Genomic DNA, 13,208 nt, shown 5'->3' on the forward strand with positions numbered 1-13,208 from the left:
CGCGTCGTTGAAGGTGATGTCACCCTGGATCGAGGCGGCGGCGGAACTGCTCGACGAGGGACCGGGGCTGGAGTCGGAGGACGAGGAACCGCCGCCCGCTCCGCTCTTGCTGCAGGCGCTCGCGGTGGCGACGACGGCGATCACCATCGCGGCGGCGCCCCAGCGCGCGATCCTTTTTCCGCCGGACCTCATATGACGCATGATGTACATCCTGTTCGAGAAGGGCCTTTAGTGGCCTGTTAGCGCTCACGCTCATGGGAGCAGGGCAATTTGTCGCCAACGGCCGGTACCTCGCGGCCTGAGCGGTGGGGGGTGGTGGTACAGACTCAGGTCGGGCAACAGCGCTTTTTGCTGGTCAGGCTCGCGCTCAGGGTTGTTGTCGCCCGTAGCCGCTTCCTTCCACGGGTGGACTCGGGCTATCAGCCCCTCCCCGCGGTATGCCGGGTACGAAGCCCACCGGATCTTTTCCCCGTTGGTCCTGCGCTCCGTCGCTAGGCACAGATTGTTAGCGTTCACCGCCATGGCGTCAAGTGAGTTGCGCGGGCCGGCGGACCGACGGCGTGCGGCGAACGCGGACCGTTGGAAGTGAGCGCTCACAACAGACCCCAGGGGCCACTGCGGCCCGGTGCGCGGCCGGGGGCGGCCGAGCCGGCGGTCCGCCCGCGGCGCCGGGACCGCCCGCCGCGTCGCAGAGCCCGCGGGGCGGCGCCGGGAAGCCGGGCACTGCGCGGGGAGCCGGCCGCGCGTCATACCGCGCCGGGTGCGCCGCCGCCTCCCAGGCCGCCCGCCAGGAGGAGGCTGCCCAGCTCCGTGCAGGAGTGGCGGACCTCCTTACCGGTGCGGACCGTCGTGACCAGGCCAGCCGCGCGCAGCGTCTTGGCGTGGGTCGAGGCGGAGGCGACGCTGATGCCGAGCGTACCGGCCAGGGCCGTCGTCGTGTGCGGGTCGACGAGCAGGTGGAGCACGTGGGCCCGGGTCGGGCCGAGAAGCGCGGCCAGCGGGTCCTCCAGGTCGTCCGGCGGGGGCACCAGTGGCAGGGGCGTGAGCGCGGGGTAGACGAGCAGCAGCGAGCCGTCGGGGTGCCGCGTCCGGAGCGGAGCGCCGCGCCAGAGCAGCGAGGGCAGCAGGGTCAGCCCCCGGCCCTCCAGCGGGATGCTCGCCGGGCGTGGCCCGGGCAGCCGCAGGTCGGCCCCGGACCAGGTCGCCCCCGGCACCAGCCCGGCCAGCATCGCCCGCAGCCCTTGCCGCTGCTGGACTTGGCCGCGCCAGGCGACGTCCGCGGCGAATCCCACGCGCACCCGCGGCCACCAGGGTTCCACGACCGCGTGGTGAACCGTCGCGAGTCGGCCGATCAGCTCGCGCCAGGCGCGCCCTTCGTGACGCTCCAGCGCGGTGGTCCACGATCCGCGCCCGGCCGCCCGTCCCGCCCACAGCCGCCGCAGCTCGGCGGCGGCGCGCACCTGCGGGGTCGCGGCGACGGCGTCGAGGGCGTCGCCGATGCCGTCCAGCGGGGGATCCAGGAAGGTCGGCCCGAGGCCGTCCGGGCGCAGCAGTTCGAGCATCCGCCCGGCCGCCGTGCTCGCACGGGTGGTCAGCTCCGCGGTGGTGCTGCGGCGCCACCTGGCCAGAGAGGGATCGGGGGTCCCCGCGCGCAGCACCGCCAGCGCGAGCCCGGTCTCCACCAGCGGCGCCGGGCCGGGAGCGAAGCGCACACGCAGCAGGTCGTCGACGGTGAAGCGCAGGACGAGCATGGCCGTTCCCCTCTCGACCGGACCCCCATGGGCCGACAAGGATCCCGCCAGCCTGGCACGTTTCCGTTCCCGGCGGAAGGCGCGCCGCCGGCGGCCCGCGGCACCGCGCCCGTCGCCCGCCCGACCCGCGCGGATCGGGCGGGCGACGGGCGGACGGCACGACCGGACGGTCAGTGGCAACCCACGTCGTAGGAGCCGTTGCCGGAGTCGGCGGCCGGGTCGCTGGAGACGGTCAGGCCGATGTACGGGTGCTCCCGGTCGGTGGTGAAGGTGAAGCTGTCGGTGAAGGTGTAACTCTGCGCCCCCTTGGGGAGTCGCGCGGTCTGCGGGGCCATGGTGACGGCGCCCTGCGGGGTCCCCGTGGCGCTGCGCCACCACGTCAGGTGCAGCGTTCCCGCTGCGGTGCCGTCGTACCGCACGAGCACCGTCGCGGTCGCCGTGCGGCGCTTGCCGTTGGAGCACTGGAAGCCCGTGAAGGACAGGGACGACACATGCGGTCCGGCCGCCGGCCGGGAGGGCTTCGCCGGGGCGGTGGAGGCGGGGGTGGCCGGCACGGTGGTGGGGTCGGCCGCCGGGGCGGTCGTGGCGGGGACGGTCGTGGCCGGGGCGGCGGGTGTCGAGGCCGCGGCCGTGCGGGACGCTGACGCGGACGGGTGGGCGCCCGGGGAAGCCGCGGCCGTCGTGGCCGGCGGTGCGGCGCTCACCGGCCCCTGCGCCCGCACGGTCGGGCCGGTCGGGCCGGGGTGCGCGGCCGCGGTACCCGAGTCCTTGCCGGACGCCGCCGCGGCGATGGCCACGGTGCCGACGACGACCACACCCGCGACGACGGCGGCGAGGATCTTCTGTCGCCGCCCGAAGCGGGGTCCGCGACCGCCCCCGGCGCCCGCCGCGTCGCCGCTCGTGCTGCCGCCCGCGGCGCCGCCGAAGCCGAAGGGGAACGGCGCGGGGGCCTGCCCCTGGCCGCCCTGCGCCGCCGCGGCCGCACCCTCACCGGCGGCCGGATCCCCGGTCGGGGCCGCGGCACGCGCGGCGAGTTGACGCCTGCCCCGCTCCTCCCAGCCCCCGCCGTAGGCCGCGACGGCGAGGGCGTCCAACTCGGCCGCGAACTCGGCCGCTCCGGAGGGGCGTCGGGCCGGTTCGCCGGCGGTGCCCCAGGCCACCAGCGGCCGTACGGGTGCGGGAACCGCGTCATGGCGCGCCGGGGCCCGCGTGGAGCCCGTGCCCGGGTTCGGCGGCGCCCCGACGAGGCACTCCTGGAAGCAGGCCGCCGCCGCGTACAGGTCACCGGCCACACTGGCCGGACCGCCCGCACGGCGCTCGGGACCGGTGTACGCGGTGTGCGCGGTGTGCCCGGCGTTCTCGGTGTGCCCGGCGTTCTCCGCGTGCTCGGCGCCGTCGGAGTCCTTGGCGTCTTTGCTGTCCGTGGTGTCCGTGGTGTCCGTGGTGTCCGTGGTGTCCGTGGTGTGCGAGGAAGTGGAGGTGTCCACGGGCGGGCCGTCGGTCTCCGCGCCGCGGGCGGCGAGGCCGAACCCGGCGAGTTTCACCGCCCCTTCCGGGGTGACGAGCACGTCGGCGGGCCGCAGGTCGCGGTGGAGGACGCCCGCCGCGTGGGCGGCCGCGAGCCCCAGCAGGGTTCCCTTGAGGACGGCGAGCGCCGCCTCGGGGGTGGTGGGGCCGCCGGTCCGCAGCAATTCGTCCAGGCCGACGCCGTCGACCGCTTCCCCGACGAGCGCCGCGTGCCGCCCGTCCTCGACGTACGCGTGGACCCGGGCGAGGTACGGCGAGTCGAGCCCGCCGAGCGCCTCGGCCTCGCCCTCGAACACCTCGCGGAAGGCGGCGTCGCCTTCCAGCGCGGCCGGCAGGTACGTCAGCGCGACCGGCGTGCCGTCCGCCTCTCGGCGTGCCCGCACCGCGCGGCCGGAGCCGCGGACGCCCGGTGCCTCCTCGTGGACGTAGCCCGGCACCCGCCACGCCGTGTCGGACGCGGCGCCCTGCCCTCCCCCGTCGGCGCCGGACGGTCCTGCCGCCGGGGACACGTCTGCCGACGGCGGGGCGGCGGCCCGCTGCCGTCGGGTGCCCGGCGCAGTCTTCGCGGGGTTCGCCGGGTCCGCGGGGCTCGTGGGATTGGCGGCCTGGGTCCTCTTCGAGGACGCCGCCCGCCTGCCCGGCCCTGAGCTGCCCGCTGCCGCGCCTGAACGCGCCGTGGCGGGAGCGCCTTTCCGCGCCCGCGCGCCACTCGACGCCGGCGCGGCCGCTGCCGCGGAACCAGCCGCCTTCTTCTTGCCACCGGCAGCCGCCTGCTCGCCCGGTTCCGCGTCCGCCGCGTCCGATGCTCCGGCCGATCCGCTGGTTCCGGTCGGCCCGTTCGCTCCGTTCGCCGCGGTCGCGGGTGCCGCGTTCGGGTCCGCGCTCTCCGGCGCCTTCGTACCGGACGTGCCGCGCGCCTGCCGGTCCTCGGCGGTCGGCGCCTGGTCGGGCGTCCGCGCGCTCCCCGTTCCGGACGGGGCCGCCTTCGCGGCGGCGCCCTTCCGCGCCCCCGTACCCGGTGTGCGCGGTGAACCCGACGTACCCGACGTACCCGAGGTGTCCGCCGCCGCTTTCGCGGTGGCCGCGGGCGCCGCGGGCGCCACCGCCGTCCGCTTCCCCGGCTTCGCACCGGCGGGCTTGTCCGCGGCCTGTCCCTGGTCCGCCGCCGCCTGCGCTTCGGAGGCCGGCGGCTTCGCGGGCGCCGACCCGGTGGGGCCGGAAGTGCGGTCGGTATCGGGGGCCGCGCCGGGCCCGGGCCGGGACCCGCGCGGCTTCGCCGGGGGCTTCGGGGCGGTGCGCCGCCGCCCGGTGGGCCGGGGTCGCCCTGCCGTTTCCTCGCCCTTGCCGGGTATGCCCGTGCCGTCGTGGTTGTCCACCTGATTCCGCCCCTCGCGCCGACCCTGTGGGAGGGGCCTGCTCGCAGCCCCTCGATGCCCTGTTCCGCTCCCGGTTCCCGCCGGCGGCCGGGCTGGTCCGCCGGGGCGCACGGCGACCAGTCCGCCCCCCATGAGCGGGCTGGTTTCGGCACGCGGGCAGGCCCGGGGGGCGTCCCGGGGCCGCGGGAGGAGCCGTGAGGGTCACGAGGGTACTGCCGATCGGCACCCGGGGCGGAATCGGGGTGACTGTCCAACGACCGCGCAGGTCAGCGGCCCTGACGGCCCTCCAGCGGAGCCGGCCCCGCACCACGCCGCCGACGAAGCGGCGCACGGGGCCGTGCGCCATCCCGCGCCTGCCCGGCGCCTCCCCGGAAAGGTGGAGGGAAAGGCGCCCGCGGTGCCGGACGGTACGGCGCGCGGTCGCGCGGGTCCGGGGTCGAGGCCGCGGCCCCGGACCCGGCCCCGGACCCGGACCCGGACCCGCGAGGACAGCACCCGGGCCGCCGCCGGGCGACGGCCCCGGGGTCAGGCTGGGGTGCCGCCCGCGTAGTCGCCGTCGAAGGTGGTCTCGATCGTGGTGGCCACGGACTCGGCCACGCCGGTCCCGGTGAGGATGAGGCCCAGCTCCCGGTTGTTGCTCAGCGAGTTGGAGCTGAGGTTCATGGAGCCGGCCTCCACCTGCTGGGTGGACAGGCCGTAGTCGGCGACCATCGCCTTGGCGTGGATGTAGAAGCCGTTGGGGTCGGAGTACCCGACGACCGTGCCTCCGGCCGCCTTGATCGCGGAGACCTCGGAGGAGTAGTCGGACGGGGTCTCCAGCACCACCCGGACGGCCACTCCGGCCTTGGCCCGCGCCACGATGGCGTTGACCACCGTGCTGTCGCTCAGCTCCAGTTCCTCGACGTCGAGCTTCGCGGTGGCGCCGTTGATCACCGTCAGCAGGCGGTTGCGGGAGTCGGTGGGCGACCACAGCAGGTGGTCGCCGTCGGTCGGGGTGATCGAGGTGCCCGCGTAGTCCGCGTTGAAGACCTTCTCGATCGAGGCGACGTCACGGCTGTCGTCGTCGAAGACGCCGTAGTCGCGGCTGGTGGTGTAGTACTGCGAGGTCAGGTTGCCGGTGAGGATCAGCGACTCGGCGCCGTCCACCGTGATCGTCTTCTGGTGGGTGTAGACGAAGGTGGAAGGCGACCACACCACGCCCACGCCCGCCGCGGTGAGGGCGTTGTACGCGGAGCTGTTGGCGGTCTTGTGCTGGCGGTCCAGAATGACGCGGACGGTGACGCCCTTCTGCTCCAGGGCTATGAGGTCGTCGACCGCGGTGGTGTCCTCCAGCTCGTACATGGTCATGTCGAGCGAGGTGGTGGCCGAGTTGATGAAGCTGTAGATGGTGGGCTGGCTGCCGCTGCGCGAGAAGGCGAAGGCGGTATAGGTGGCGGCGTTCGCTGGTATGGCGGTGGCGAGCACGGCGCCGCCGGCCGCGAGGGCGGCGCCGGCGCGGCGGAGGACCTTCCACAGCATGCGTGGCTCCTAGTCGAGGTGACGCTCGAACGGGGGAATGAGCGTGCACATGACACCACGCGCGTAGAACGCCGAGCAGGGGCGGGCGGGTGAAGATGTCGTAACGGGAAGGCGGCGCGCCGGGACGAACGGGGCACAGCGCTGGTCGGAGGCGGTGCCGGCGGGCCGCGCGGTATCGCAAAATCTTCGTCTTGCCCGCGGCGGGCGCCTATTGCCGGGATCCCGGCGGCGCGGTCAGGCGTGCCGGCCGCGCCACCCGCTCCCGCCGCGGACGGCGACGGGCAGAGGCGCCCGGGACCGGCCGGCCACGCGCCCAATGCGACCACCACACCCAGTCAGGGGGACCGGGACGGCGGCGAGCACGTCGAGGACCGCGGAGGCGGTGGTGCGCGGGATCCGCGCGACCGCGGCGCCGCGCAGGGGGGCCGGGCCGGCGCCGCGCAGGGGGGCCGGGCCGGCGCCGGGCAGGGGGGCCGGGCAGGCGCCGGGCGGTGCCCGCGCTGGCTCGGAGGAGCGCGCTGGCCCGGAGGAGGGAGCGCGTGGTCATAATGATCGGGAACCGCCGTCGACGCAGGAGAGCCCGGTTGTGACGTCCGCTTCCCCTCCCGGGGCCGAGCCGCAGGCCGTGCTCAGCCCTCTGACCACCGCAGCGATCTTCCTCGTGCTCACCGTCGACCCCGGTGGCGAGGAGCGCGTGCGCGACCTGCTCGCCAATCTGCCGGGACTGCGGCGGTCGGTCGGCTTCGGCTCCCCCGACGGCTCGTTGAGCTGCGTCGCCGGCATCGGCTCCGAGGCGTGGGACCGGCTGTTCGACTTCCCGCGCCCGGCCGGGCTGCATCCCTTCCGGGCGCTCGAAGGCGCCCGGCACCGCGCCCCGGCCACCCCGGGCGACCTGCTCCTCCACCTGCGGGCCACCCGCCTCGACCTGTGCTTCGCGCTGGCCGCGCTCGTCATGGAGCGGCTGGCCGGCGCGGTCACGCTCGCCGACGAGGTGCAGGGCTTCAAGTTCCTGGACTACCGCGACCTGCTGGGCTTCGTCGACGGCACCGAGAACCCGGTCGGGCGCGAGGCGCGCGAGGCGGTCCTCATCGGCGACGAGGACCCCGACCACGCCGGCGGCTCCTACGTCATCGTGCAGAAGTACCTGCACGACCTGGACGCCTGGAACGCCCTGCCCGTCGAGACGCAGGAAAGGATCATCGGCCGCCGCAAGACCTCCAACGTCGAGATGGACGAGGAGGCCTCCCACGTCGGCCTGACCACGATCACCGGTCCGGACGGCGAGGAGCGGCAGATCCTGCGCGACAACATGCCCTTCGGCAGCCCGGGCCGCGGCGAGTTCGGCACGTACTTCATCGGCTACTCGCGCACCCCGGACGTCACCGAGGAGATGCTCGCCCACATGTTCCTCGGCAACGGGGCCGCGGCGTACGACCGGATCCTCGACTTCTCCACCGCCGTGACCGGCACCCTTTTCTACGTTCCGCCGGCCGGCTTCCTCGACGACCTGCCCGGGCCGCCGGCCGCCGGCGTCCTGACGGGGCGGCCGGCCCGGGAACCGGTTCCCGGCGCGGCCCCGCAGACCCTCGGGCCCGCGGGCGCGGCCCCCGCCACCCACCCGGCCGTCGGCGACGGCAGCCTCGGCATCGGCAACCTGAACAGGAGCACGACCCCGTGAACAACCTGCACCGCGAACTCGCGCCGATCTCCGCCGCCGCCTGGGCCGACCTGGAGGCCGAGGCGCGGCGCACCTTCAAACGCCATGTGGCCGGCCGGCGCGTCGTCGACGTGCCGGAGCCGGCCGGAGCCGATCTGGCGGCGGTGGCCACCGGCCACCTCGATGCCCTGGCCGCGCCCGCCGACGGCGTCGTCGCGCACACCCGGCGGTCCCAGCCCGTGGTCGAGCTGCGGGTCCCCTTCACCGTCGACCGCGGCCAGGTCGACGACGTGGAACGCGGAGCCAAGGACGCCGACTGGCAGCCCGTCAAGGACGCCGCCCGGCAGCTCGCCCACGCCGAGGACCGCGTCGTCTTCGAGGGCTACCCCGCCGCCGGGATCACCGGCATCCGGGCGGGTTCGTCCAACCCGCGGCTGTCCCTGCCCGCCGACGTCCGCGACTACCCCAACGCCATCGCCCAGGCCGTGACCGCCCTGCGGCTCGCCGGTGTGGACGGCGCGTACTCGCTGGCGCTGAGCGCCGACGCCTACACGGCGGTCAGCGAGACCTCCGACCACGGCTACCCCATCCACGAGCACATCGCCCGGCTGCTGGACGGCGAGATCATCTGGGCGCCGGCCATCGACGGCGCCTTCCTGCTGTCCACCCGCGGCGGCGACTTCGAACTGGTCCTGGGCCAGGACGTCTCCATCGGTTACCTGTCCCACGACGCGACCACCATCGACCTGTACTTCCAGGAGACGCTCACCTTCCTGGTCCACACCTCGGAGGCGAGCGTCGCCCTCGGCCCGGCGGCGCCCGGCGGCGCGTAGGAAGCCGCTTCCGGCGCGGACCGCGGCCACCGGCCGACCGCGGTCCACGGCCCGGATCGCCGCCGGACACGCCCGCCCTCGCCCGCCGTCGCGCGTACGGGGGCCCGGCCGGGCTCGGCGCGCGCGGGTGCGGCCGGACCCCCGGCCGCCGGCCGCGCCCGCCCGCGCCGCGATCCCGGCCGGTCGAGGCTCCGCCGCCGGGAATCCGCCGCTCGCCGCCGCGCGAGGGTCGCGGACCGTCCCGGGCGGCCGTCAGTACGACTGGAGCTCCCACAGGTTGCCGTCGGGGTCGCGAACGTGGGCGGTGCGCAGGCCCGGTCCCCACGCGGGCCGGTCGACCGGTCCCGCGACGCCTTCGGCTCCGTGGGACAGGCACAGGGCGTACCCGGCGTCCACGTCGTCCACCCGGCTGACCAGCATGGCGGCGTCCTGCGAGGGGGCCGCGGCCAGCAGGCCGGAGGTGCCGGCCACGGCGGCCAGGGCCTGCCTGTCGAACAGCGCCAGCGCCCCCTGCCGGTCCACGTCCCAGGCGGCGTACGGGCCCTGCCCGTCTCCTCGCGCCAGCCGCGCTCCGAGCAGGCGCGGCAGGACGGCGTCGTAGAAGCGGAAGCACTCGGCGAACCGGGTCACCAGCAGGCGGGGGTGCAGCGCGTCCATGCCACTCGCGTCCATTCGTAGGTGCGGACTCATGATTGGTGCTCACCATACAATAGGGGCATGACGCAGACGCCCCCCACCTTGACCGCGCTGACCACCTACCTCCTGTCCCAGGCGGGAAAGGCCGCCCGCGGGCTGATGGCCGAGCGCCTGGCGGCCGAGGGGCTGCGCCTGTGGCACATGGCGACCCTTGCCGCCCTCGCCGACTTCGGCTCCCAGGCCCAGCGGGAGCTCGGCGAGCGGCTCGCCGTCCACCCCAGCGACATGGCCAAGGTCCTGGAGGAACTGGCGGCCGGCGGCCTGGTCGAGCGCGATCGCGACCCGGCCGACCGCCGGCGCGTGCTGGTCACCCTCACCCCGGCGGGGCGGCGGGCGCTGGACCACCAGACAGCGCAGGCCCTCGCCGTCCAGGACTCCGTTCTGGCGCCCCTGTCGCCCGGCGAGCGGTCGGAACTGCACCGGCTGCTGCTGCGCGTGTACCGCCGCTGACCCGTCGTCCCGCGGGGGCGGCCGCCGTGCCGGGCGCGCTCCCGTACCTCGTGACGGGCTCGCGTACCTCTTGACAGGTCCCTGCTCCACTGGCGTGATGGGAGCGCTCCCATACATCCCCCCCACACGGAGTCCCCCATGCGCAGACGTACCAATCGCCGGGTCGGGGCCGCCGTCGGCGCCCTGCTCGCGACGCTGTCCCTGTCCGTCGCGGCCGTGCACGCCACGGCTTCCTCGCCGTCGGCGCACCGGACGGCGGTGTCCGGCGCGACGGCCGGACTGCCGTACCAGGACCCGTCGTTGCCGGTGGCGCAGCGGGTCGACGACCTGCTGTCGCGGATGTCGCTGGACGAGAAGGTCGGACAGATGACGCAGGTCGACCGGACCGCGCTGGCGGCCACCCCCTCCGACCTGGCGACGTACCGGATCGGCTCGGTGCTCTCCGGCGGCGGTTCGGCCCCGAGCCCCAACAACGCCACGTCCTGGGCCGACATGTACGACACCTTCCAGCGCACCGCGCTGGGCACGCCGCTGGCCATCCCCATGATCTACGGCATCGACGCGGTACACGGCGACAACAACGTGTACGGCGCGACGATCTTCCCGCACGACATCGGCCTGGGCGCCACCCGCGACCCCGACCTGGTGCAGCGGATCGGGCGGGCCACCGCGGAGGAGGTGTCCGGCACCGGCATCGACTGGGACTTCGCGCCGTGTGTCTGCGTCGCGCGCAACGACCGGTGGGGCCGCACGTACGAGTCCTTCGGGGAGACGCCGGACCTGCCGTCGGCGATGACCACCGAGATCACCGGCTTGCAGGGCACGACTCTGGGCGGGCCGGCCTCGGTGATGGCCACCGCCAAGCACTTCATCGGTGACGGCGGCACGGACGGCGGGGTGAACGAGGGCAACGCCACTTTGACGGAGGCGCAGCTGCGGGCCATCCACCTTCCGCCGTTCAAGGCCGCCGTGGACCGCGGGGTCGGCGCGGTCATGGTCTCGTACAGCAGCTGGAACGGGGTGAAGGACCACGCCAACTCCTACCTCATCACCACGCTGCTCAAGGGCGAACTGGGCTTCTCCGGTTTCGTGGTGTCCGACTGGGCCGGCGTCGACCAGATCGACGGGAGGAGCGGCTTCACCGCGGCCGAGGTCGCCACGGCCGTCAACGCCGGCATCGACATGGTGATGGTGCCCACCGACTACAAGTCGTTCATCACGGACCTCAAGAGCGATGTGAACAGCGGCGCGGTCCCGATGTCGCGGATCGACGACGCCAACCGGCGCATCCTGACCAAGAAGTTCCAGCTCGGCCTGTTCGAGCACCCGCTGACCGACCGGTCGTACACCTCCACGGTCGGCTCGGCCGCCCACCGCGCGCTCGCCCGGCAGGCGGTGCGCGAGTCGCAGGTGCTGCTGAAGAACGACGGGAACGTCCTGCCGCTGGCGAAGTCGGCGAAGGTCTTCGTGGCGGGCAAGAACGCGGACGACATCGGCAACCAGAGCGGCGGCTGGACCATCAGCTGGCAGGGCGGCAGCGGCAGCACCACGCCCGGCACCACGATCCTGCAAGGCATCAAGGCGGCGGTGAACGACCCCTCCCAGGTGACGTACGACCGCTACGGCAACGGCATCAACAGCTCCTACAGCGCCGCCGTCGCCGTGGTCGGCGAGACCCCCTACGCCGAGGGCCAGGGGGACAGGACCGGCTCGATGGGCCTGGACCAGGAGGACCTCGCCACGCTCGCCAGGCTCAAGGCCAGCGGCGTACCCGTGGTCACCGTGCTGGTCTCGGGACGCCCGCTGGACATCGCGGCCCAACTGCCCGACTGGAAGGCGCTGCTGGCCTCCTGGCTGCCCGGCACCGAGGGCAACGGCGTGGCCGACGTCCTGTTCGGCGACTACGCCCCCACCGGCAAGCTCCCCGTCACCTGGATGCAGAGCGCCTCCCAGGAGCCGATCAACGACGGTGACGGCCAGACGCCGCTGTTCCCGTACGGGTACGGCCTCACGTACGACAGCGGCCAGCCGCCGACGACTCCCCCGACCACCCCGCCCACCACTCCGCCCACCACCCCGCCGACCACTCCCCCGACGACCCCGCCGACCACTCCGCCCACGACGCCGCCGCCGGGTCCGGGCTGCGCGGTGCAGTGGAAGGTGACCAACTCCTGGCCGGGCGGCTTCCAGGCCGAGGTGACCGTGGCCAACACCGGGACATCGCCGTTCGCCGGCTGGAAGGTGAGCTGGTCCTTCCCCACGGCGACGATCACGAGTCTGTGGAACGGCACGTACACCCAGAGCGGAGCGACCGTGTCCGTGACCAACGCTCCCTACAACGGGGCCGTCACGGGAGGCGGTTCGGTCTCGTTCGGCTTCACCGCCACGGGCACGCCGGGAACGCCCTCGCCGATCTGCACGGTCTCGTAGCGGCGGGCGGGAAAGAGCCGCGCCGTGGGACCGCCGGGCGAACCGGCGGCCCCACGGCGCCTCCTCACCGGGCCGGGGGCCGGCGCCTCACGCCGCGTCCTGCGCGCCGGCGGTGTAGAAGTGGCGGCGCACGCGGCGCAGCCACGCCTCCGCCGGGGCCTCGTCGGGGCGCTCGGGCAGCGGGCTGCGGGCCGCGGCGAACAGCTCCTGGTACTTCTCCAGGACCGGCAGGGCCGCCATACCGTCCCGCGCGACCCGCTCCCCGAAGTCGACGTACTCCCGCGGGTCGTCGACGCGGATCTCCAAACGGCCCGTGGTGTACAGCAGGTAGCCCTGCCGGCACAGGCGCAGCAAGTGCCGGGCGTGCTTGGCCGTGCGCTTCCGGGTGTCCGCCGAGAACGATCCGTCGCCCCGCTCGTACAGCCGCTTGAACTGCTGGGTCGCGTATCCGAGATAGGCGTCGCGGACGCGCCCGGCGGACAGCAGCGAGGAGCGTATCCCGATGAGTTCGTCGCCCAGCGGCGTCCGCACCTCGTACAGCTCGTCGGGCAGCCATACGAGTTCCATGACGGTGGGGTTGCCGCCGAGGGCCAGCCGGCACCACTTCGCCGCCTCGTGGAGGGTGCGGTCGGGGCGGGTCGTGACGCGGGAGTCCTTCGGGGCGTGCAGGCCGTGGAGATCCTCCGTGGCCGCGGCGAACACGCCGAGACGGTCGATGTCGGAACCGTCGTGGGCGAGGCCGTAGGCGGTGGATCCCACGATGCCGGACAGCAGGACGTTCACACGGGCCTCCCGGGCCGGGGCTCCTGAGCCGGCCCCTTCGAGTCGGGCTTCCTGAGTTGGGCTGTGCCCGTGATCGTCTCGCGCCGCGGCGCCCGCGGTCGACCGGGTTTCCGCGTCCCCGCGTCCCCGCGTTTCCGCGTGGTGGGCGTCGCGCTCGGGGGCCGGGTGGCGGCACGCGGCGACCGCC

11 protein-coding genes are annotated in these 13,208 nt (G+C 74.7%); 6 read left to right on the forward strand and 5 right to left on the reverse strand.

Annotated features, from left to right (window positions below; translation table 11 throughout):
• Positions 1–196, forward strand: a 196-nt coding sequence (locus K7G61_RS13545; protein WP_225847033.1) for a hypothetical protein, incomplete at its 5' end; no start/stop codon positions are given.
• A gap of 550 nt (positions 197–746) precedes the next feature.
• Here K7G61_RS13545 and K7G61_RS13550 read toward each other — a convergent pair.
• Positions 747–1,751 (reverse strand): helix-turn-helix domain-containing protein, encoded by a 1,005-nt coding sequence (locus K7G61_RS13550; RefSeq protein ID WP_225847034.1) that lies wholly within the window; start codon positions 1,749–1,751, stop codon positions 747–749.
• Positions 1,752–1,921: 170 nt separating this feature from the next.
• The gene (locus K7G61_RS36945) at positions 1,922–3,715 is read right to left on the reverse strand and encodes a protein kinase (RefSeq protein ID WP_225847035.1); all 1,794 of its coding nucleotides are present in this window, start codon (positions 3,713–3,715) and stop codon (positions 1,922–1,924) included.
• A 109-nt stretch (positions 3,716–3,824) separates the two neighbouring features.
• Between K7G61_RS36945 and K7G61_RS36950 the strand changes: the two genes are divergently transcribed.
• Positions 3,825–4,658 carry a hypothetical protein gene (locus K7G61_RS36950; protein WP_225847036.1) on the forward strand — a complete coding sequence of 278 codons (834 nt, stop codon included), beginning with the start codon at positions 3,825–3,827 and terminating at the stop codon, positions 4,656–4,658.
• 521 nt (positions 4,659–5,179) lie between these two features.
• On the opposite strand, the gene K7G61_RS13565 is transcribed toward K7G61_RS36950, so the two are convergent.
• Entirely contained in the window at positions 5,180–6,172 is a 993-nt protein-coding gene (locus K7G61_RS13565; protein ID WP_225847037.1) for a phospholipase D-like domain-containing protein, read from the reverse strand.
• A 586-nt stretch (positions 6,173–6,758) separates the two neighbouring features.
• On the opposite strand from K7G61_RS13565, the gene K7G61_RS13570 reads away from it, so the two are divergent.
• The gene (locus tag K7G61_RS13570) at positions 6,759–7,850 is read left to right on the forward strand and encodes a Dyp-type peroxidase (RefSeq protein WP_225847038.1); all 1,092 of its coding nucleotides are present in this window, start codon (positions 6,759–6,761) and stop codon (positions 7,848–7,850) included.
• Positions 7,847–8,662 (forward strand): family 1 encapsulin nanocompartment shell protein, encoded by an 816-nt coding sequence (locus K7G61_RS13575; protein WP_225847039.1) that lies wholly within the window; start codon positions 7,847–7,849, stop codon positions 8,660–8,662. The genes K7G61_RS13570 and K7G61_RS13575 overlap by 4 nt, the downstream gene beginning before the upstream one ends.
• Positions 8,663–8,914: 252 nt before the next feature.
• Here K7G61_RS13575 and K7G61_RS13580 read toward each other — a convergent pair whose 3' ends face one another.
• Entirely contained in the window at positions 8,915–9,334 is a 420-nt protein-coding gene (locus K7G61_RS13580; RefSeq protein ID WP_374204123.1) for a VOC family protein, read from the reverse strand.
• Positions 9,335–9,379: 45 nt separating this feature from the next.
• On the opposite strand from K7G61_RS13580, the gene K7G61_RS13585 reads away from it, so the two are divergent.
• Both K7G61_RS13585 and K7G61_RS13590 read left to right on the forward strand, forming a co-directional pair.
• The gene (locus K7G61_RS13585) at positions 9,380–9,808 is read left to right on the forward strand and encodes a MarR family winged helix-turn-helix transcriptional regulator (protein WP_225847040.1); all 429 of its coding nucleotides are present in this window, start codon (positions 9,380–9,382) and stop codon (positions 9,806–9,808) included.
• A gap of 138 nt (positions 9,809–9,946) precedes the next feature.
• Entirely contained in the window at positions 9,947–12,238 is a 2,292-nt protein-coding gene (locus K7G61_RS13590) for a glycoside hydrolase family 3 N-terminal domain-containing protein (protein WP_225847041.1), read from the forward strand.
• 87 nt (positions 12,239–12,325) lie between these two features.
• Here the strand turns inward: K7G61_RS13590 and K7G61_RS13595 are convergent, their stop codons facing one another.
• Entirely contained in the window at positions 12,326–13,021 is a 696-nt protein-coding gene (locus K7G61_RS13595) for a DNA polymerase beta superfamily protein (RefSeq protein WP_225847042.1), read from the reverse strand.
• Positions 13,022–13,208 lie beyond the last annotated feature (187 nt).

Source organism: Streptomyces sp. HPF1205 (assembly GCF_020400825.1).
Classification (GTDB): domain Bacteria; phylum Actinomycetota; class Actinomycetes; order Streptomycetales; family Streptomycetaceae; genus Actinacidiphila.